Source organism: Streptomyces sp. NBC_01217, from assembly GCF_035994185.1.
Lineage (GTDB): Bacteria > Actinomycetota > Actinomycetes > Streptomycetales > Streptomycetaceae > Streptomyces.
In genome coordinates this window covers 4099491-4120656 of record NZ_CP108538.1, presented here as the reverse complement: position 1 = coordinate 4120656, position 21166 = coordinate 4099491, and the positions used below count along the sequence as shown (strand labels likewise).

12 protein-coding genes and 1 pseudogene are annotated in these 21166 nt (G+C 71.9%); 9 read left to right on the top strand and 4 right to left on the bottom strand.

Translation table 11 applies throughout. The features are described from left to right. Window positions 1–175 precede the first annotated feature (175 nt). From OG507_RS18075 to OG507_RS18055, 5 genes are all read left to right on the top strand, one after another. On the top strand, window positions 176–3340 hold the full coding sequence (locus OG507_RS18075; RefSeq protein WP_327368225.1) for a DEAD/DEAH box helicase: 3165 nt from the start codon (window positions 176–178) through the stop codon (window positions 3338–3340). Between the two features lie 196 nt (window positions 3341–3536). Next, window positions 3537–5084 carry a TIGR02677 family protein gene (locus tag OG507_RS18070; RefSeq protein ID WP_327368224.1) on the top strand — a complete coding sequence of 516 codons (1548 nt, stop codon included), beginning with the start codon at window positions 3537–3539 and terminating at the stop codon, window positions 5082–5084. A 22-nt stretch (window positions 5085–5106) separates the two neighbouring features. Further along, window positions 5107–6534, top strand: a complete 1428-nt coding sequence (locus OG507_RS18065) for a TIGR02678 family protein (RefSeq protein WP_327368223.1) — start codon at window positions 5107–5109, stop codon at window positions 6532–6534. Continuing rightward, window positions 6531–10661: a TIGR02680 family protein gene (locus OG507_RS18060; RefSeq protein WP_327368222.1), complete on the top strand. Its 4131-nt coding sequence runs from the start codon at window positions 6531–6533 to the stop codon at window positions 10659–10661. Before OG507_RS18065 ends, OG507_RS18060 begins: the two co-directional genes overlap by 4 nt. Next, on the top strand, window positions 10651–11934 hold the full coding sequence (locus OG507_RS18055) for a TIGR02679 family protein (RefSeq protein WP_327368221.1): 1284 nt from the start codon (window positions 10651–10653) through the stop codon (window positions 11932–11934). Before OG507_RS18060 ends, OG507_RS18055 begins: the two co-directional genes overlap by 11 nt. A 141-nt stretch (window positions 11935–12075) precedes the next feature. Here OG507_RS18055 and OG507_RS18050 read toward each other — a convergent pair whose 3' ends face one another. After that, window positions 12076–12630, bottom strand: a complete 555-nt coding sequence (locus OG507_RS18050; protein ID WP_327368220.1) for a Uma2 family endonuclease — start codon at window positions 12628–12630, stop codon at window positions 12076–12078. Window positions 12631–13347: 717 nt separating this feature from the next. On the opposite strand from OG507_RS18050, the gene OG507_RS18045 reads away from it, so the two are divergent. The 3 genes and pseudogenes from OG507_RS18045 (at window position 13348) to OG507_RS18035 (ending at window position 15506) form a co-directional block, all read left to right on the top strand. After that, window positions 13348–13491 carry a hypothetical protein gene (locus OG507_RS18045; protein WP_327368219.1) on the top strand — a complete coding sequence of 48 codons (144 nt, stop codon included), beginning with the start codon at window positions 13348–13350 and terminating at the stop codon, window positions 13489–13491. A 173-nt stretch (window positions 13492–13664) separates the two neighbouring features. Next, window positions 13665–14102 (top strand): annotated as a pseudogene (locus OG507_RS18040) (DUF4135 domain-containing protein); the annotation flags it as partial. 201 nt (window positions 14103–14303) lie between these two features. After that, a complete protein-coding gene (locus tag OG507_RS18035) occupies window positions 14304–15506 on the top strand; it encodes a glutathione-independent formaldehyde dehydrogenase (protein WP_327372017.1) in 1203 nt (400 codons plus the stop codon). A 13-nt stretch (window positions 15507–15519) separates the two neighbouring features. On the opposite strand, the gene OG507_RS18030 is transcribed toward OG507_RS18035, so the two are convergent. Then, window positions 15520–16200: a phosphotransferase gene (locus tag OG507_RS18030; protein WP_327368218.1), complete on the bottom strand. Its 681-nt coding sequence runs from the start codon at window positions 16198–16200 to the stop codon at window positions 15520–15522. Window positions 16201–16388: 188 nt separating this feature from the next. On the opposite strand from OG507_RS18030, the gene OG507_RS18025 reads away from it, so the two are divergent. Next, complete coding sequence (locus tag OG507_RS18025) at window positions 16389–17660, top strand: S1 family peptidase (protein ID WP_327368217.1); 1272 nt, start codon at window positions 16389–16391, stop codon at window positions 17658–17660. Window positions 17661–18058: 398 nt separating this feature from the next. Here the strand turns inward: OG507_RS18025 and OG507_RS18020 are convergent, their stop codons facing one another. Together OG507_RS18020 and OG507_RS18015 are read right to left on the bottom strand one after the other, a co-directional pair. Further along, on the bottom strand, window positions 18059–19753 hold the full coding sequence (locus OG507_RS18020; protein ID WP_327368216.1) for a bifunctional 3'-5' exonuclease/DNA polymerase: 1695 nt from the start codon (window positions 19751–19753) through the stop codon (window positions 18059–18061). Window positions 19754–19888: 135 nt separating this feature from the next. After that, the gene (locus OG507_RS18015) at window positions 19889–20944 is read right to left on the bottom strand and encodes a type III polyketide synthase (RefSeq protein ID WP_327368215.1); all 1056 of its coding nucleotides are present in this window, start codon (window positions 20942–20944) and stop codon (window positions 19889–19891) included. Between the last annotated feature and the right edge of the window lie 222 nt (window positions 20945–21166).

Here is a 21166-nt window from a genome sequence, read left to right as displayed (position 1 = left end):
CGGGACGGCCGCAGGGGGGTGCCGTGCTTTGTCATCGGTCGACAACACTCCATGCGCAGGAGTGTGCGCGGTGAGGCGTGAGTCCCTTTGCCGGTTGAGCACAAGCCGCGCTCGTAGTGGTGGAAGAGGTATGAACCGCCTGCGAGCGTAGATCACGGCATGCCACAGTCGCGGCATGCGCAGCGCGGACGGAGTGATGGACGAGGGCGTTCCGGCACAGTCCGGGACGGGCGTGGAGGGCTCCGTGGCCGAGGTGGCCCGGCGGCGGTGGGGCGTGGCTCTGGGCGGACCGTTCCCGGCACGGTTCTCGGAGCCGGGGTGGAGTTACGAGGAACGGGTGGGGCACGGTTGTCCTGTCTGCGAGGGGGAGTTGCATGCCCTGCGCAGGCCGTATGCGTCGCAGGGGCGGGTGTACCGGTACACCGCGCTCATCTGCCCCGCCTGCCCCACCGCGTTCAGTTTCGCGGACCTGGGGGTGAAGACGTACGACCAGCTCGCGGCCGTACCTTCGGCGTCCATCCCTGTGCCGCCGGGGCCCTGTCCGGGCGGCCCTGGGGGCACCGTGACCACGATCCGAGTCCCAGGGCAGTTCCCCGCGGCGGTGCGTGAAGGGTCCCGTCCGGCGTGGCCGGAGGACCTGGCCGTGCCGGAACAGGACGAGAAGCGGGCCCTGTTGTGGTGCAAGGTGACCGATCCTGCGTGGTGCCCCGCCGAGGAGGCGCTCGCGGCAGCCGAGGACGTACGGGTGATCCTGCCCGAGGGACCGGAGTACGACGCGCTGCGTAGCGGGCTCGCGGGGCGCGGTGTCCCGTACCGTGTCAGCCGCTATTGGGAAGAGACCGAACAGGTCGGTACGGTCAACGAGTCGGGCGGTCGGACGGATCTGGTCGCGGTCGGTCCGGGCGGCGCCGCCCCGGCCGCGGGTCCCTGGGCAGTGGCGGCCCGGGACGCGTTCGCCGCCCAGTGGGACGCGCTGGAGGAGCTGCCGCAGGACGACGGCGGCGCGTATGTGCCGGTCGAGGAGCTGGTGCCGGCCGAGTGGGCCGCGCTGCTGCCGCACCCGGCGTTCAATCCGGCGCAGGCGGCGGCCGTTCCGGTCGTACGGGAGGGCACCGGGCATCTGGTGGTGGTGGCGCCGACCGGCGCGGGCAAGACGCCGATCGGGATGGTCGCGGCGCTGGAGGCGCACGCGAGGGGCCGTAGGGCGGCCTGGCTGGTGCCGCAGCGTTCGCTCACCGATGAGCTGGACCGCGAGCTTCAGTTGTGGCGGCGCCGTGGCCTGCGTGTGGTCCGCCTGACCGGTGAGGCCGCTGTGGACACCGCGCTGATCCGGGCGGCCGATGTGTGGGTGGCCACCACGGAGAAGTTCGAGGCGATCTGCCGTGCCGGATCGCTGAGCGACGTGCTCGCCGAGGTCGGCTGCCTGGTGGTCGACGAGATCCATCTGCTGGGCGATCCCGCTCGCGGCGCCGTGCTGGAGGCGCTTGTCGCCCGCGTGCGGGAGGACGGTACGGGGACGCGGATCGTCGGGCTGTCGGCGACGGTCGCCAATGCCGACGAGGTCGCCGAGTGGCTGGGCGCCCGCCTGGTCCGCACCTCCTGGCGGCCCACCCGGCTGACCTGGCAGCTGCCCGTCCTGCCGTCGGCGGACGAGGCGGACTGGGCGGCGCGGGCCGCGATGCGCACCGAGGCCGCGGTACGCATCGCCCGGGAAGTCACCGCGGACGGTGGCAGTGTGCTGGTGTTCTGCGGCAGCAAGCGCCGGGTGCGGGCGACCGCGCTGGCGCTGGCCGCCGACCGGGGCGTGCCGACGGCCGGGGCGGACGCGGACGACACCGAACTGGTCGAGCGGCTGTGCACCAAGGCCGGCGTACGGCTGCACTACCGGGACTGGCCCTACAGGCGGGAGGCCGAGCAGGCCTTCCGAGCCCGTGAGGCGGACGTCCTGGTCGCCACCTCCACCGTCGCCGCGGGCGTCAACCTCCCCGCCCGCGCGGTGATCGTCAGCGACACCAGCATCGGTCTGGACCGTATCGAGGTGTCCATGGTCCAGCAGATGTTCGGACGGGCCGGACGGATCGGCGCCGGGGAGCGCGAGGGCTGGGCGTTCCTGCTCGCCGACCCGGCCGAACGGGCGCACTGGCAGGCTCGGCTGGCCGCCGGATACACGGTGCGGTCGCGGCTGGGCGACCATCTGCCCGACCACCTGCTGGCCGAGGCCGTCCAGGAACGGCTGACCACCGCCCAGGAGACGGAGGCGTGGTGGGCGGGGACGTTCGCCGCACATCAGGGTGAGGACGGCGTCGAGCCCCTGCGTGAGGCGGCTCGGTTCCTCACCGCGTCGGGCTGTCTGCGTGCCACCACGGACGAGGGCCGCCTGGAACCGACCGCGCTGGGCCGGCTGACCAGCCGATTCATGGTCGATGCCACCCTCGCCGACGAACTGGCCACAGCGGTACGGGAATCCCCCGTGCCCGAAGACGCCTTCACCGCCGAGCGATCGCTGGCGGCCCTGCTCAGCACTCGCCTCCCGGTGCTCGAACAGGCGCCGTTCACCGACCGGGCAGGTTCGGTGCTGCGCCGAGTCCTGCGAGAGGCGGATCACGAGCATGGGGAGCCGGAGGAGAGTGACGCGGCGGCGGAGGACGAGCCGAAGCCGGAGGCCGGCGACCTCGCCCGCGCGGTCCTTCATCTGGTCGCCGGCCGCCCGGCCCTTTTCCGCGCCAGTCCCGGCTACGTCCTCGGCATCCCCGCCGACTCCATGACCGGCATCCTGGACGAGGCCCAGCGCTACCTGGCCTGGTTCGGCGCGCAGGGTCCCCTCGGCACGGTCCACCCCTGGGCGGCCGTGGTCGCAAGCGATCTGGCCCAGCGCATCCGGTGGCGGAGGCTGGGGCCCGGCCGAGGCGCCGGACGGCTGCTGTGGATGTGCGAGCGGATGGCCACCGCCCCGTTCGCACCCGATCTCGTCCCCCGCATGTGGCGCGCGGCCCGCGCCCGCGGCGTCGACGCCCCCGACTGGAGCGGGACGACACCGCCGGGCGACTGTGCCCTGACCCCGGACCGCTACCGCGCGCTGCTCGCGGAGCGCGTCACCGGCGTCCATCTCGCCCTCCAGGGCGACGAGGTCCGGGTGACGGCCCCGCCCGGCTCGGTGATCCGCCTGTGGAACGGCGCGACCACCACCCTGCGCACCGCCGACGGCGAGGAAACCACGCTGCTCCTGCCGCCCGACGACCCGTCCGATCCGTCGGCGGGGCGCAGCGGAGCGGTCGTCTTCACGCGCGGGGACCGGGTGGGGGCGGGGTGGCTGGGGGCGTACGCGGCGATCCGCCTCTGAGCCGACCGCCGGACGGATCCCGACGGCGGTCACCGCCCGGTAGGGGGGTGAGAGGGGGCGCGTGGTAGCACAGGTGGCATGAGCCGGGGAGCGGCTTACCCGCGCCGGTCGGGGTGCGGCAGACTGGTGCGGTCCGGCGGTGTCTCGGCCGGACGCGCACCAGCCGAGACAGGGGAGAAGGGAAGCCCGCAGATCTGTGAGTGACGAGTTCGATGCCCAGGAGCCCCCAGCCCCGGAGCCCGTCGACGAGGGCGCGTTCGGTATCGACGCGTTCTCCCTCGACGACCGGCTGCGGCTGTTCCACTTCGCCTCCGCCGAGAAGCGCCACGAATACCTGTGGCTGCTGCGGGCCTTCGACCGCGGACGCGGCAACTACCAGGTCCTGCTGCACGCTTCGGACGCGGTGGGACTGCTGGAGCGGCTCGCCGTCGACCACCCCGCGGCGCGCGCCGTCGGCGGTCTGGCCGGCGTTCAGCCGCTGCTCGACGCGCTCGCGGAGTGGCAGGTCCTGGACCGGTCGTACGACGGGACGCGCGCCGCGAACCTCGCCGAGTACCGCAACCGCCACTACGTCTACCAGTTCACCCAGGCGGGATACCGGGCGTACCGGGCCGTGGAGGACGTGCTCGGCGCGAGCCTGGAGGACGCCCAGCTCTCCCGCCTCGTCTTCCCCGACATCCTCGGTGACCTGCGCGCGCTGGCCGAGGCCAACACCGCGGGCGACGGCGAGGAGGTGTACCGCAAGCTCGGCCGTCTTGACTCCGTGCTGAACGAGATGGCGCAGCGGGCCGCCCGTTTCTACTTGATGCTGGGCGACCTGGCGCGTACCAACGACACCCGGCCCGAGGTGTTCCTCGCCCACAAGGACACGCTCCTCGCGCACATGCGGGAGTTCACCGCCGAACTCGGGCGCTACGCCCCGTTGCTCGCCGAGGCGGTCGAGAAGGCGGCGGCCACCGGTGTGGACCGCATGATCGAGTACGCGGCCGAGGCGGACGAGCGGCTCTTCCGCAGCCCCGCCGAGCGCCTGGCGGACTGGCGGCACCGGTGGGACGGCATCGTCCACTGGTTCGCGGAGCGCGAGCACAGCGAGACCGAGCGGCTGCAGGACGCCACCGTCACCGCGATCCGCTCCGTCCTCGCCCTGCTGCGCCGGGTAACCGAGGCGCGCCGGGGCGGGGTGAGCCGGGAGAGCCAACTGCGCCACCTCGCCCAGTGGTTCACCTCCTGCGAGAGCGACGAGGACGCGCACGCCCTGTTCCAGGCGGTGTTCGGGCTCGGCGCACCCCGCCACATCGCCGTCCCGTACGCCGATCCCGAGCAGATCCCGGGACGTACGTCCTGGTGGGAGGCCGAACCGGTCGAGCTGGCCCGCACCCTGGTCCAGTCCGGCCGCACCCCCGCCCTGCACGGCCCCGGCCGCATCGAACGCGACGACGACCGGCGGGCCCTGCTCCGCGCCGGGCAGCTGAAGGAGCAGGCCGAGCGCCGCGACGCCGCGAACACCCTCGCGTCGGACGGCGTCTACGGCCGGACACTCGACGAGCCCGAGACACGGGCGCTGCTCGCCCTCCTCGACGTGGCTCTCGCCGCCCGCGTCCCCGCCAGCCGCCGGGTCACCGCCGCCTCCGGATCCGCCCACGGGGTACGGCTCACCCTCACCCCTGCCGAGGGCTCCACGACAGTCGACACCGTGCGCGGGCGTCTCCATCTCGACGGGCTGCGCCTGGAGGTCACCGCATGAACCGTCACCGAGGCAGGATCGCATGAGCCGTGTCGCCGAGGGTGTCTCCTCGCTCGAACTCGCCGACTACCAGAAGGCGGTACGCCTCGTCCTGCGGCACCCGCTGATCACACCCGGGTACCCGGATCGGACGGCGCTGGCGACCGTGCGCCGCTGGGCCGACCAGCTGCGCACCGACCTGATGGAGGTGCTCGGCCACCGGCTCGTCACCACCGCCGACACCGCCCGGCTCCAGCGCGCCCAGGACGGCCTGGACGCCACCCGCCCCGCCCTCACCCGCGCGGGACGCCCCTTCGACCGACGCCGTTACGCCTACCTCGTCCTCACCCTCGCGGCCCTGGGCCGCCACGGCGCGCAGGTGGCGCTAGGCGAGCTGGCCGACGCGGTCGCCGCCGACGCCGTACGCATCGACGGACTCGGGCTCGACACCGCGCGCAAACCCGACCGGGACGCCTTCGTCGACGCCGTCACCTGGCTCACCGAACGCGGCGCGCTCACCCTCGCCGACGGCTCCGCCACCGCCTGGGCCGGCGACCCCGAGCGTGCCGAGGCCCTGTACGACATCGACCGCGAGATCCTCCTCGCCGTCCACCACCCGACCCGCGTCCTGCAGCACCTGACCTCGGTCACCGCGCTCCTCGACACAGGCAGCGCGCTCGGCATGTCCGCCGGCCGCGCCGGCCGGCGCCGCGACCAGGCCCGCCGCGCCCGCCGCCTGGTACTGGAGAACCCGGTCGCGTACTACGCCGACGCCGACACCGAACTCCTGGGCCAGCTGCGGGCCCCCGCTCTCGCCGAGGACCTGGAGCGGCTGACCGGGCTGACGGTGGAACGGCGGGCCGAGGGCTTGGCGCTCATCGACACCTCCGGCAGGCTGTCCGACCTACGCTTTCCCGGCGGCGGTACCGTCGCGCAGGCCGCGCTGCTGCTCGCCGCCCGGATCAGCACCGCCGTCCAGCGTTCCGGACGGCACGCCCTCGAACTGCTGCCCGCGCCCACCGCCGCCGAACGCCTCGCGGCACGTGCCCGGCGTATCGACGTGGCCCTGCCGTCGCGTGGTCTGATCGCCGCACTCGCGGAGCCGGACGAGGCGCCGGCGTACGGGGCACCCGGAGACGGGGCTCAGGAGTCGGCGGAGACCCGTTACCCCTTCGTCACGGACTCCTGGCTGCGAGGCAGACTCAAGGAGATCACCGCCGAGTACGGCGCGGGCTTCGCCGCCGATCTGCGCGGCGACCCGGAACGACTGCTCGGTCAGGCGGTCGACCTGCTGGCCGCCATGTCGCTGATCGCCCGGGTCGACGGCGGGGCTCTCGCGCTTCCGCTGCTCGCCCGCTACCGGGGGGTCACGGCCCGAGTGAGATCCCGTACGGCGGCCCGATCGCCCTCCCAGACCGCCCTGTTCTCCGACGACATCGTCAACGACACCGCCAAGGAACCGACTCCGTGAGCACCCCGGCTCCCACCCCGTCCGACCTCTCGGCCACCACCCCCGCCGCCCGGTTCGTCCCCACTCGTGCCGGGATCATCAACCTGTGGGACTACCGGGACGAGGAGTTCTCCTTCGCCGGCGGCTGGCTGGTGCTGCGCGGCCCCAACGGATCCGGCAAGACCAAGGCCCTCGAAGTCCTCTTTCCCTTCGTCCTCGACGGCCGTATCGACCCCAAGCGGCTCAACCCGTTCGCCGCCGAGGACCGCACGATGAAGTCCAACCTGCTCTTCCGCGGGCAGGACAACGCGCTCGGCTACGTCTGGATCGAGTTCACCCACCGGGAGACGGGCGAGGCCGTCACCTGCGGCATCGGGCTGCACGCCCAGCGCCACCGTGACACACCCGCCCGCTGGCACTTCGTCGCCGAGGGCCGCGTCGGTGAGGACTTCTCCCTCCTCACCCACGACGACCGGCCGATGACGAAGAAGCAACTCGCCGCCGAACTCGGACGCGAGCTGATCGCCTCCACGGCCGACTACCGCGCCGCCGTCGACCAGCGCCTGTTCGATCTCGGCCCGGAGAGGTACGAGCAACTGCTCACTCTGATCCTCACGCTGCGCCGCCCGCAGCTCGCCAAGAACCTCGACCCGGCCAAGCTCTCCGACACCCTCACCGCCGGTCTGCGCCCGCTCGACGACGACCTGATCGCCGAGGCGGCCCGTTCCTTCGACGACATGGAGTCCGTGCAGCGCACCCTGGAGGGGCTGGCAGCCGCCGACGACGCCACCCGCGCGTTCCTCGCGAGCTACTCCACCTACCTGCGGGTCCACGCCCGCGCCTCCGCGGACCGGCTCACCGCCCGCCGTACCGAGACCGCCGAGCGTGCCGCCGCACTGAGCACCGCCACCACGGACCTGGCGGCGGCCCGCGAGCGGCAGGCCGCCGCCGAGGCGCGCGCCGAGTCGGCCGACGCCGCGCTCGCCGCCCAGCGCGCCCGCCTCGACCAACTGCGCTCCTCCGCCGCCTACCAGGCCGTCGAGCAACTCGCCGACCTGGAACGCCTGGTGCGCACCTGTGAGCAGACCGCCCGGCAGGCCACCGCGGACCGTGAACGCCGTACGGCTGCCACCGGCCGCGCCCGCGCCGAGGCCGAACACGCAGCCAGCCTCGCCGCCGAACTCGACGCCGCCGTCTCCCGGGACGCCGCGGCCGTCGCCGACCACGCCCACACCGCCGGCCTCTCCTGGACCCCGGCCGACGCCGAGCCCGCTCGGCTCGCCGAACGCTCCGCCGCGCTCGCCGCGGCCCGCCACGAGGGCGTCCGGGCCGTGCGCGCCGCCCAGCAGGCGGCACGTGGCGCCGAGCAGACCCGTGACCTCGCCCGGGTATCGCTCGACCGTGCTGAGGAGGCCGTCAGCGCGGCCGAAACCGCCGAGACGGCCGCCGAGTCGGCTCTCGCATCCGCCCGTGAACAGGCCCGTGAGTCACTGGGACAGTGGGCGGAGGCACATGGTGAGCTTCTGACCGAGGAGGGAATCGGCCGACTCGCCGAAGCCCTCGAACTCACCGGCGAGGCGGACAGCTCGGGTGTGCCCGTCACGCTCGAAGACGCCTTCACCGAGGCCACCGCCTCCGCCGTACAGGAACTGCGTGACTCCCTCGCCGCCCTGCGCGCCCAGCGCGCCGATGTCGAGCGCCGCCGCGCCGAGACGGAGGCCGAACGCGACCGGATCGCCGCCGAACTCGACGACGCCCCGCCCCCGGCCCGTGGCCGCACTGCCGAGAGGGCGCCCGGTGAAAGGGGTGTTCCGCTGTGGCGGCTCGTCGACTTCGACGATCACCTGACGGACAGTCAGCGAGCAGGCCTGGAAGCCGCCTTGGAAGCATCGGGCCTGCTTGACGCCCTCCTCACCGCCGAGGACGCCCCCGTGGCGGCCGGGCGCAGCGAGGGTTGGCTGCGAGCCGGTTCTCCGGTGAGCGGGCCGAGCCTCGCCGACCTCCTGCGCCCCGAGGTCCCCGAAGCCGGCGATGCGATCCCGACCGCCGCCCGGGTCACCGCCGTACTGCGATCCGTCGCCGTCACCGGCGACCTCGACACCGGCATCCCGCAGATCAGCCCCGACGGCCGGTACGCCGCAGGTGTCCTGGTCGGTGCCCACACCAAGGAGCACGCCGAGTACGTCGGCGCGACCGCCCGTGCCCGGCGGCGCGCCGCCCGGATCGCCGCCTGCGAGACACTCCTGGCCGAACTCTCCGGCCATCGCGACGAGTTGGCGCGCGCGCAGACCCGCACGAACGCCGTCCTCGATGCGTACGCCGCCGCCCGCGCCGCCCTGCCCCGCACCACCGGCATCACCGCGGCGCTGCGCGAACTGGACAGGGCCGCGGCGAGGCTGCGCGCCACCCGCGACGCCGCCGACGCCGCCCAGGGTTCCTACGACGAGTCGGTGGCCGCCTGCTCGGTCGCCGAGCGCGCCCTGCGCCGCACCGCCGCCGAACACGCCATCGAGACCGACCGCGTCGACGCCGTCGAGACCGCCACCCGCGCCTTCGAGACGGCGGTCCGTGAACTGGCCGCCCGCCGCCGCGAACACGCCCGCCAGAGTGAGGCGGCCGAGGCGGCCACCGACCGACTCACCGTCGCCGCCGAGGACGAGGAGGCGGCGGCGGACACCGAGCGCGCGGCACGCCGCCGGTACACCGAGGAGGCCGCGAAACTTGAGGCCCTCCAGGATGCCGTCGGGGCCGAGGCGCAGGAGGTGATGCGCCAGGTGCAGGAGACCGAGGACGGCATCGACGCCCTGGTGGGGGAGGCAGAGACGGCCCGCACCGCTCAGCACGGCGCGATCGCGGGTACCGCGGCGGCCGAGGCCCGCCGTACGGCCGCGGCCGAGGCCCGGTCGGTCGCCGCGGCGGAGGAGAAGGACACCGCCCGCTCCCTGCGCCCGTATGCCGTCAGGGAACTCCTCGACATCCTGCGCTGCCCGCCCGGCCTCGCCTGGCCCGCCCAGGAGGCCGACTGGGCCGGCGAGACACTCCCGCCGGCCGTGGCCGCCGTACACGAGGCGATCCTCGCCGCGACCCGCGACCTCACCCCCACCGAATCCAGCCTCAAGCAGTCCGTCACCCGTCTCACCAAGGCCCTGGACGACCTGCAGGCGCAGCTGGCCGCCGCCGGGCAGGACTACCGGCCCGAGTGGGACGGTTCCGACGGGGTCATCGTCGTCCGTGTGGCCGACCAGGAGGGCCCGCTGCCGGTGGCGGCCTTCGCGCAGAAGATCTCCGCCCATCGCCGTGACCAGGCCGAACTGCTCTCCGAGTCCGAGCAGCGCATCCTGGAGGACGCCCTGCTGACCCGGCTCGCCCAGCAGATCCACGACCGCACCATCGACGCCCGTGACCTGATCCGGCGGATGAACACGGACATGCGCCGGCGCACCATGTCCTCGGGGACGACGGTCGGGGTGAGCTGGCTGCTCGCCGACCACCTCGACGACGAACAGCGCGGCGTCTGCGCCCTCCTCGACGCCGACGCCGCCCGCCTCGGCCCGGACGGTCTCGCCCGGGTGCGTACGCACTTCGCCGCACAGATCAAGAACGCCCGCGCCCGCCACCGTGACCAGCCCTACCGCGAACTGCTCGCCGAGGTCCTCGACTACCGGCGCTGGCGGCACTTCGCGTTCCAGCTGGTACGCCCCGACAAGACGGAGGAGAGGCTCACCCGAGCCCGGCACAGCCGCCTGTCGGGCGGTGAGCAGTCGGTGTCGCTCCATCTGCCGCTGTTCGCCGCCGCGCACGCCATGCTCAACTCCGCCCTTCCGCACGCCCCGCGCCTGCTCGCCCTCGACGAGGCCTTCGCGGGCGTGGACGACACCGGGCGCGGTGAACTCATGTCGCTGGCAGCGCAGTTCGACCTCGACCTGTTCATGACCGGCTACGACCTGTGGGCCGCCCACGCCTCCGTGTCCGCCGCCGCCCACTACGACCTCGCGCACAGCGCCGTCGACCACACCGTCTCCGCGTTGCTGCTCGTCTGGGACGGCGGCCGGCTCCTCGCGGACGACACCGGCGACCTCACCACCGCCCTCGGCTCGCCCGGCACCCGGCGTGTCCCGGCGCCCGAGGGGGCCGCGGTTGTCCACTGAGCGTGAGCCGTCGGCCTACGACGAGCTGCGGGGCGAGGGATGGACCCGGCTGCTCGCCGCCGCCCACCGCAGACTGGAGCGCACCGGCGGCGCGCTCGACGGCGACATCGGGCTCACGGCGCCCAGCGAGGCCGAGCGCCGCACCGTCATCGGCATCACCGGCCGCTACCGGCCCGAGACCGCCAGACGTCTCGCCGTACCCATACGCGATCTGGACGGGTACCTGTACGACCGCTACGGCACCGGTCTCCTCCAGACTCTCGGCCGTCTCCATGGCCCGCTGCGCGACCGGCCCGCCGAACGGGCCGAGGAGGAATCGCGCCGCGACCAGGCCCTCAAATCCCTCCGCTCCAGCAGGCTCGCCGGGCAGGGATGGTTCGCCGCCTGGCTGGAGCGGATCGCCGCCGACGGCACCCTCACCCGTCTTGTACGCCGGGGGGACGCGCCGCTCCTCGACGCGGCGGCACGTGTCCTGGAACGGCTCTGCGGCGACGGGGACCGCCGCACGGGCTCGCCGGAGCGGTCTTCCGTAGTCCTGCCGCTTCCGGTCCTCGCCGAATGGGCCACCGGCGACACCAAGGCCCTGGTTCCTGGCACCCCGCTCGAACAGCTCGTCCTGCGCGCCCTCGCCCAGCGCGTCGGCGACGGCCGCGCCGTACCGCGCGACCGGGCCGGGCGGCGCTCCCTGTGGGAGAGCGCCGGCGCCATCGCGGACGACCTCGCGAGCCAGGTCCTCGTCCTCAACATCGGCGCCAGGGGCGACACCGTCGTCTGCGACTGGCTGCGTGACGCCGCCGGCTTCGGCATACCCTTCCGGCTCACCCTCCACCAGCTCGCCACCGACCCCGTCGTCCCCGCCGCCCGCACCATCTTCGTCTGCGAGAACCCGGCCGTCCTGCGCGCCGCGGCCGGCGAACTGCAGGACACCGGCGCCGCCCTGGTCTGCACCGAGGGCGTCCCGTCCGCCGCCTGCCACAAACTGCTCGGCGACGCCGTACGCGCGGGAGTCCGGCTGCACTGGCGCGCCGACTTCGACTGGGCCGGCCTGCGCATCACCGCGGACGCCGTAGCCCGCCACGGCGCTCACCCCTGGCGGATGACGGCCGCCGACTACACGGCCGCACTCGGTGAGGGCGAGTCCACACCGCTCGCGGGACCGCCCACGACCAGCCCCTGGGACCCCGGACTGGCCCTCGCGATGGCGGCATCGGGCAGTACGGTCATGGAGGAACGCCTTCTGCCCGTGCTCCTGTCCGACCTCACTCGTGCCTGAACCGGCGCCCGGTGGCCGACTCGATCCGTCGACCGGAGCACGTCGAAGCGCATGCACCGGCGAGCCGGCGCCGGTACCCGAGCCCGTGGACGAGCCCAGTTCGATCGCGTTCGTTACCCCGCGTTACTCGGCGGGTGGCTCTCAGCGGGTGTCGGTGTCCGGGTCGGGCACCGGAAGCTCGTCGAGGTCGAGGGTGAAGGTGCGGCCGTCGGCCAGCGCGATGGGGAGCTTGCCCGTTCCGTACGCGCGCGTGTGCGCGGTGCTGTAGCCGTTCGCGGTGGGTTCGGTGTGCAGGACGACTTCCCGGGCGTAAGGGTCCACGACCAGGTAGACGGGGATGCCGTAGCGGCCGTACTTCGCCGTGCAGTCGTCGTAGTCCTTGCGCGCCGAGGAGGTGGAGACGACCTCCGAGATCAGCAGAACGTCTTCGAAGCTGTAGCGCTTGCTCTCCCGGCGCGCGTCCACGCGCAGGATGGCCAGGTCGGGGGCTGAGTTCTCGTCGGCCGGGAAGTCGATGTAGACGTCGGAGGTGACCTTTGCATGACGGCCGAGGGCGGCCGCCGAGTCGATCTGCATCGACCTGATGGTGCTTGAATGCTCCTCACTCTGCGGAGTCATGATCACCTTTCCGTCGGCCCCGAACAGGACCGTGTAACCCCTGGGGAACTCGGTGTGCACGATCGCGTCGACGCTCATTGACGGTGCTCCTTCCCGCGTGCCGTCATGATACGGCGGACAGCGCCATCCCGCGGGTACGTACCGACCCGAGGCGGGTGACCTCCCTGGTGAGGGCTTTGTTGCTCCTGACGAACCGCGGCGTCTCCCGGTGCCCGAGCTGGAAAAGTCCGCCTCAGGAGCGACCTGCGGGATACCCGGCACGGGTAAGAAGAGGCTGTGGAGCCCTACAATCCCGGTGCTCCTGCTTCTTGCCATCATTGGTGACCTTCCCGGTGGCCAGCCGGTGGCCGGATGCCTTCGGACCGCGCAGCATCGGGTGGCACGGGTCAACCTGCCGCACGTGCTCTGATCAGGCGAAACGTCACCGGACAGCACGGCGAGGCACGAGGCAACACGAACGCTCACGGTCTCGCTGCAGAGGTAGAGGCGCTGCTTACCCTCGATCGGATCGCATTCCGAAGGCGGCTCCGTGGTGAACCCCAGGTCAAGCCTTTGGCCTGGGGTTTCTTCTTTTGGTTGACCTTGGAAATCGGGCTGATCGGGCACCAGCGCTCTGCGCATCGTCATGCGTAGGTCGGTTGGGGACCGCCGTACATGTTGGGGACCGCCGTGCATCCGGAAGGGTTGCTTCTGCCGGTCGCGCGGCGAGGTGACGGCGCCGGAGGAACGGGCACGCGATGATCCGAACGACACGGACTCGGCCTGATCGACCGGACGCCAAGAGGTGCTGACGCGGTGGACATCGGTACCCTCCAGAACCAGCTCGCCCGCCTCGGGGTGTCGCTGGTCTTCGACGACGACACCTCCCTGCCCGGATACACCGCCCAACTGCAGGCCGAGCTGCAGACCAGCGGCAGTACCGGGCAGCGCTGTACTTGAATCATCTGACGGACACCCGGACGTTCCTGACGGCGACGCTTGCCGGCGAGCCCCCGGCCGGGCTCGGGGCGGCGGATTACCCCTGGGTGAAACAGGCACTCGCCCAGGGCAGCCTCCTCAACAACCTGGCGGAAAGCCTGGACCAGTGGCTCTGCGTCGCGGTCGGCCAGGCGATGGCCCGCCCGCCCGTCGCGGCGACGTACGCGGGCTGGTTCAACGCCCAGGTCCTCGCCGCCGACCAGGGCACCTACGACAACAACGTCACGGCGTTCTTCACGCAGTTCCCGGTTACCGAACAGGCTCTCGCCAAGATCGCCCAGAACTTCCGGAGCAACATCGCGACGGCCTGCCAGCGGATCCTCGACGACCGCGAAGACATCACCGACCTGTTCGCCGACATGTACCCCGGCCTGACGCTGGGCGGGCTGAGCAAGATCTCGTCGACCGGGTCCGACTTCCACAAGGGCGGCCAGCAGGTCCTGATCCTCATCTTCGCCGCGCGCATGTTCCAGGGCTGCAACCCGAAGAGCTTTCCACTGAAGGTCGTCTACAAGCCGTCCGACCTGGAGATCGACTGCCTGATCACGGGGAACTCGGCCGCGGCCAACCGGGCCTCGGGCGAACCCGGGTTCCTGAGGCAGGGCCTCGTCGAGATCTTCAACGCCTATGTCACGGCGAACCCCGCCGCCGGGCTCGAACTGCTGCCGACCTACCGGATCCTGCCGCGCTGTCCGACATCCGGGGAGCCTCTGCCCGCTCCCGTCCGTAAGGCCTACGGCTACATCGAGTATCTCGGCTACGAGCTCACCGGGATGGGCTGGCGCGCCTTCAACTACTACCCGCGGGGCGCCAGCGACTATGTGATCTTCCCGCGCCAGGCCAAGGCCCCGATTGTCGAGAGGTTCTACCACCAGTGCGGGCAACTGCTGGCCCTGGCGGTCACGTTCTCGCTCACCGACCTGCACGCCGAGAACGTTAGGGCGATGGGCTACCAGGCGTACTTCACCGACATGGAGACGGGGCGCGTCCTGGGGCACGAGAACATGGGTGAGGTGATCGAGGTCGGTGACGGTGTGGACCGGGTGAGGGTGGGAGACCTGGTCTGTCTGCCGTTCAACATCAGCTGCGGGTTCTGCCGCAACTGCGACAACGGGCTGACGGCGTTCTGTCTGACCACGCCGACGGACCCGAGGATGGCCGGAGCCGCGTACGGCTTCGCGGGGATGGGGCCGTACAACGGTGGCCAGGCGGAGTTCCTGCGGGTTCCGTACGGGGATTCCAACTGCCTGGTGCTGCCGGAGGAAGCGCGGGAGAAGCAGACCGACTACGTGATGCTGTCCGATGTCTTCCCGACCGGATGGCACTGCACCGAACTCGCGGGTGTGCGGCCGGGCGAGACCGTCGTCATCTACGGTGCCGGGCCGGTCGGGCTGATGGCCGCCCTGTCGGCGGAGCTCAAGAGCGCCGCCAAGGTCATGGTCGTCGACCGTCACCCGGACCGGCTGCGTCTGGCCGAGGAAATCGGCGCGATCCCCATCGACGACTCCAAGGCCTCGCTGATCGACCAGATCAATGAGCACACCAACGGCCTGGGCGCGGACCGCGGCTGCGAGTGCGTGGGCTTCCAAGCACACGACGCACAGGGGCACGAGCAGCCGAATCTGACGCTGAACAACCTGGTGCAGTCGGTGAAGTTCACCGGCACCATCGGTGTGGTCGGTGTCTTCGTCGCCCAGGACCCCGGCAGCCCGGACCAGCTGTACAAGGACGAGGGGGAGATCGCCTTCGACTACGGCATGTACTGGTTCAAGGGGCAGTCGATGGGGACCGGGCAGGCCAATGTGAAGGCCTACAACCGGCAGCTGTGCAACCTCATCCAGCAGGGCAAGGCCAAGCCGTCCTGGATCGTCTCCCACGAACTGCCGCTCTCGGAAGCGGCGCAGGGCTACGAGCACTTCGACCACCGTGACGACGGGTGGACCAAGGTCGTCCTTCATCCCGGTGACATCGGCTGAGTCCTGGGGGCTTTCAGGTTGTCAGTTCGGCTATCAGTGACGTCGCCCGGCCGATGAGCGCCACCTCGTGCGGGCTCATCGTCGGGTTCGCCGCGCGCTGCGAGGCCGCCTCGGCGAGGTGGTGGGCGGGGATGCCGCCTGAGGCGGTGAGGTGCGGCACCAGGGCCTCCAGCAGGGCGCGGGCGCCCGTCGACGCGGGGGACCGGGGGTCGACCGCTACCTGGGCCAGGATCAGGGACGACATGGCCCGGTCCGCGGCCGGTGCGCCCTCCCTGGTGTTGCTCCAGTCGATCACCACCGGGCCCCGGTCCGTCAGCATCACATTGTCCGGATGCAGGTCGAGGTGGAGGATCCGGTCCTCGGGGTGCGGGGAGAGCCGGGCCGGGACGGTGTGCAGTTCGGCGAGGAGATCGGCCAGCACGGCGCCCGCCTCGGCCGCCGACAGGTCGCCGTTCAGCAGGGAGTCCAGCATCGTCGGGCCGGTCAGACGTTGCAGCACCAGATCGCAGGGGGCCGTCTCGGCGTTGCGCGGACCGAGTCTGGGAACCGGGTAGCCGTGGGCGCTGAGGTAGGACATGACCGTCCACTCGTGGGTGGCGTCCATGCCGTCGCGGTATCGGCGCAGGACCCACTTCTCATCGAGTGCGTACACATCGGCGGATCGTCCGGCACCCAGCAGCTCACCTATTCGCATGGGGCGAACCTATGGGTACGGACGGCGGTATGGGGAGGTCACGGCGGCGGGATGAGGATCGGTGGCGCGTCGGCATGTTCCGGGCCACGGGCCCGATAACACGAAGTGAGGGGGAGAGCGGGATCTCCTGAGAGTGATGTGCGCGCGGCTACCTTGGCGGCAATTCCCCCGAAGTCAAGGAGAGCCCCGTGGAGAGCCCCACCCTCCGCAGACGTGCCCTGGCCGCGTGTACCGCCACCGTGGCCGTCGGTGCACTCGCACTGGCCGGCCTGACCGGCAGCGCGTCCGCCGACCCCGCCCCTCCCGCCGAAGGCGTGGACCAGCTCTCGCCCGGCCTGCTGAAGGCCATGCGGCGCGACCTCGGACTGACCGCCGCCGAGGCGCGCAACAGGAGCGACAACGAGTCCCGGGCGGCAGCCGTCGCCGCCGGGCTGAAGAGCTCCCTCGGCGCGGACTTCGCCGGGGCCCGGGTCAGCGGTGACGATGCCGTCCTGACCGTCGCCACCACCGATGCCGCGGACACCGACCGGATCCGCAAGGCCGGTGCCAGGGCCGTCGTCGTCGAGCACAGCCTGGCCGAACTCGACGCGGTCAAGGCCGCGTTGGACCGGGTGGCGCTGCGCAAGGCCCCCGAGGACGTACCCGTCTGGTTCGTCGACGTGACCACCAACCGCGTGGTCGTGCAGGCCGCCCGCACCTCGGCGGCCGACGTCTTCCTCGCCGTGGCGGGTGTGCCGCGCGATGTGGTGACGGTCGCCCGGTCCGCCGAGAAGCCCCGTACGTTCGTGGATCTGCGGGGCGGCGACGCGTACTACATGAACGGTTCGGGACGCTGCTCGATCGGCTTCCCCGTCAAGCGCGGCAGCAGCCAGTCCGGCTTCGTCAGCGCCGGTCACTGCGGAACGCCCGGGGTCAGCAGCAGCGGCTACAACCAGCAGGCCCAGGGCACCTTCCAGGGTTCCACCTTCCCCGGCCGCGACTACTCCTGGGTCGCCACCAACACCGACTGGACGCCGCGCGCCCTGGTGAACGGGTACGGGAGCGGCGATGTGACGGTCACCGGGTCCACCGAGGTGCTGGAGGGTTCGTCCGTCTGCCGCTCGGGCTCGACGACCGGCTGGCACTGCGGAACACTCCAGCAGCGCAACACCAGCGTCACCTACCGGGAGGGCACCGTCTCCGGCGTCACCCGCACCGATGTGTGCGCCGAACCCGGTGACTCCGGCGGGTCGTTCATCTCCGGCAGCCAGGCGCAGGGTGTCACCTCCGGCGGCTCCGGCGACTGTTCCCAGGGCGGTACGACGTACTTCCAGCCGGTGAACCCGGCGCTCCAGGCGTACGGACTCACCCTGGTCGCCAGCGGCGCCCCGACCGATCCGCTCACCGACCCGGGCGGCTCCACCTGGGCCATCACCGGCTGGGAACCGCCGGACGTCCCCGCGCTGTGGGAACGCGGGTAGGCAGGTCAGAGGGGTCTCCCCCAAGGGGCACCCGCTCCCGGGCCGCTGTCCGGGGGCGGGTGCCGGGCTGCGGAGTAGCCTTGATGTGTACGGCTCGCGGTGAGCCGCTCCTGTCGGCCTGCGCATCGAAGGGGGCCGGTACCGCATGGACACTCTGGTCACTGTCGTGGTCGTCCTGGCGATGATCGCGATCGCCGCGTTCGTCATCCATCTGCTCAATGCCCGGCATCGGCATCAGCATCTGCGTCCCGCGCACTACGACCACGGGCTGGCCGGGTTCGGCGAGGAACCGGGCGCGCGACCCGCTTCGGTACCTGCTCCGGAGCCTGCCTCGGGGCCGGGAACGGGTGAGCAGCGGGGGATCGGAGGGACTGCTTCGAGTCCGGGCAGCGCTTCGGCTACTTCGCGTCCGAGTAGCGCTCCACCACCGCCGTCGTGAACGGAAAACGCACCGGCGTCTCGCCGAAGACCGTCCGCCCGGCCAGATCACCGGCCGCCCGGATCGCGGCCACCACCTCCTCGGCCTCCTCCCGAGGGCAGTGCACGATCACCTCGTCGTGCTGGAAGAACACCAGTTCGGCCCGGAGACCGGCGGAGCTCAGCGACTGGCGCAGGGCGGCCAGGAGCAGCAGCGCCCAGTCCGCGGCGCTGCCCTGCACCACGAAGTTACGGGTGAAGCGGCCGCGGGCGCGCGCGTTCGACGATGCGTAACCGGGGGTGAACTCCCCGTCCGCGGAGGGCTGTTCGGCACTTTCCTGCGGGATTCCCGCCTCGTCGTCCTCCCCGCTCCCGGCCGCGGGCGGACTGGTCCGGCCCAGCCACGTCCGTACGAGACGTCCTTCCTCGCCCGCCTTCGCCGCATCGTCCACATAGGCCACGGCCAGCGGAAATCTTCGGCGCAGGGCGGCGAGGTTCTTCAGGCCGTCGCCCGAGGTCTGGCCGTAGACCGCGCCCAGCAGGGCGATCTTGGCGTGCTCCCGGTCGCCGTGGAACGCCCGGTCCGACAGCGAGGTGTAGAGATCGCCGTCATGGCCCGCCACCTCCATCAGACCGGGATCGCGGGAGATCGCGGCCAGCACTCTGGGCTCCATCTGGTCGGCGTCCGCGACGACGAGGCGCCAGCCCTCGTCGGCGACGACGGCCTGCCGTATCACCTTGGGGATCTGCAGCGCCCCTCCGCCGTTGGTCGTCCAGCGGCCGCTGACCGTGCCGCCCGGCTGGTACTCGGGGCGGAAGCGGCCGTCGCGCACCCAGTCCTGGAGCCAGCTCCAGCCGTGCGCCGTCCAGATCCGGTACAGCTTCTTGTACTGGACGAGGGGTGCGACCGCCGGGTGGTCCAGCTCCTCCAGCTCCCAGCGGCGGGTGGACTTCACCTTGATACCGGCCTGTGCGAAGGCCTTCACCACGTCGGCGGGGAGGTCGGGGCGGACCCGTCTGCCGAAGGCGGCCGACACCTCGTCGGCCAGCTCGGCCAGCTTGCGGGGCTCGCCGCCACCCGCGTACCGCTCGCCGAGCAGTTCGTGGAGGACGTCCCGGTGGACGTCGGCGCGCCAGGGCAGGCCGGACCGGTTCATCTCGGCGGCGACCAGCATGCCGGCCGATTCCGAGGCCGTCAGCAGGCGCATCCGGCCCGGGTGCGCGGTGGCGTCGTGGCGGCGGAGCTGGTCGGCGTACACCTGGAGCAGCTCGTCGAAGGGCAGGCCCGTGCCGGACTGCGGCTCGAACAGGGAGGACTGCGAGCCGGGCTCGGCGGAGCGGGGCGGGGGATCGGGGGGTACGGGGGCGTTGCGCAGGCGGGCGTGGGCGGCGGCCGCGGAGCGGGGTTCGCCGAGACGGCCCTCGTGTGCGAGGAGGAGGGACTCGGCGACCTCGATGTCGTAACAGCGGGCCACCGTGACGCCGGCCGCGAGCAGGCGCGGGTAGACCTCTGCGGTGGACCGCCAGACCCAGCGGGTGACCTGCGGGCGGGAGCGGACGGCCTCCACGAGGTCGGGTTCGGTCAGGACCGGGGCGCAGGGCAGGCCGGTGGGGTCCAGCGGGGCGAGGAGCGCGCCGCCGGTCTCCGTGGTGGCCAGAGCCCAACGTTCGGTCATGCTGTCGAGTCTGGCACCCGGCACTGACAAGGGGGCGGGGGCGCGAGGCGGGGGCGGGGCGTGAAGTGGGGAGGCGTGAAGTGGGGGCATGAGTCGGGGTCCGGGGCGATGCCCCGGACCCCGACCCCGGACCATTTACTCGGAGTCCGTCGTCCACGTGCCCAGCGAGATCTCGGCGGTGATGCCCGGGCCGAAGCCGGCCATCAGGCCGCGGTGGCCGTCCAGGGCCGAAGCCTCGTCGAACATCCGGCCAAGGGCGTCCAGCACCACCGCGCTGGCGATGTTGCCGTACTCGGTGAGCGTGGCCCGGCTGAAGCGGAACGCCTCGGGCGGTACGTCGAGGAAGAGGCTCAGATCGTCCAGGATGCGCGGGCCGCCGGCGTGGATGATGTAGAAGTCCATCTTGCTGGCGTTCCACTGGTGCTCCTCCGCGACGGCGTTCAACGCCGGGGCGAGGGGTTCCATGGTTCCGGGCACACGCTTGTCGAGCTGGAAGTGGAATCCGGTGGACCGGACCGCGTAGGAGATCCAGTCCTCGGTCCGCGGAATCACGAACGCGCCGTTGCGTTCCAGGCGGATCCCGGTGCCACCGCTGCCCCGGACCACGACGGCGGCGATGCCGTCGCCGAACAGGCCGTTGGACAGCAGGGATCCGACGCCCAGATCGGTGGGCTGGTAGCACAGCGAGCAGAACTCGCAGGCGACGACCAGGACATTGGAGTCCGGGTAGGCCGTGCAGAAGTCGTGGGCCCGGTTGACGGCAGCGCCGCCCGCGGCACAGCCGAGCTGGGCGATCGGTAGCTGCCGGGTCTCCGGCCTGAAGCCCATCTCGCTGATGAGCCACGCCGTCGGCGGCGGCATCATGAAGCCCGTGCAGGAGACGTAGACGATCAAATCGATCTGCCGCGGCTCCAGTTCGGCCTGTTCGAGCGCCCGGCGCACCACCGCGGGAACCCGGGCCTTGGTCTGTTGCTCGTAGGTGATGCTGCGGGCGTCCAGACCCGGATGCTGCAGCACCTTGTCGATCGGTTGTATCAGGTGCCGTTTCTGCACCCCGGTGTGCTCGATGAGACGAAGGACCAGGTCGATCTGCGGATGGTCGCCGTGCAACCGTTGAGCCAGGTCCAGGGTTTCCTCGTTGGTGATGATGTACTCGGGAACCTCGATTGCCGGCTTGCAGAGAACCGCCATGGAACTCCTCCTAGCGGACTTGGTCCACACCGCCGGGCCCGGAACCGGTTGTGGGGTGTTCGCCGACGCGGGAGTGCCCACCGCGTCTCCGCACGCGCGGTTAGGCGCGAGACTGAGCGTTGGTGGATTCCTGCGCCGGGTTCTGTACCCCTGGAACGGGCGCGGACGGGCCGACCGTCGAAGACTGAGTTCTAGCCGTTCATGGGCGGATACTGATCCGCC

Bases quoted from the DNA above. Each gene is read 5' to 3' on its own strand.
- OG507_RS18075 (WP_327368225.1), top strand. From the start codon at position 176: ATGCGCAGCGCGGACGGAGTGATGGACGAGGGCGTTCCGGCACAGTCC.
- OG507_RS18065 (WP_327368223.1), top strand. From the start codon at position 5,107: ATGAGCCGTGTCGCCGAGGGTGTCTCCTCGCTCGAACTCGCCGACTAC.
- OG507_RS18050 (WP_327368220.1), bottom strand. From the start codon at position 12,630: ATGAGCGTCGACGCGATCGTGCACACCGAGTTCCCCAGGGGTTACACG.
- OG507_RS18035 (WP_327372017.1), top strand. From the start codon at position 14,304: ATGGGCTGGCGCGCCTTCAACTACTACCCGCGGGGCGCCAGCGACTAT.
- OG507_RS18030 (WP_327368218.1), bottom strand. From the start codon at position 16,200: ATGCGAATAGGTGAGCTGCTGGGTGCCGGACGATCCGCCGATGTGTAC.
- OG507_RS18020 (WP_327368216.1), bottom strand. From the start codon at position 19,753: ATGACCGAACGTTGGGCTCTGGCCACCACGGAGACCGGCGGCGCGCTC.
- OG507_RS18015 (WP_327368215.1), bottom strand. From the start codon at position 20,944: ATGGCGGTTCTCTGCAAGCCGGCAATCGAGGTTCCCGAGTACATCATC.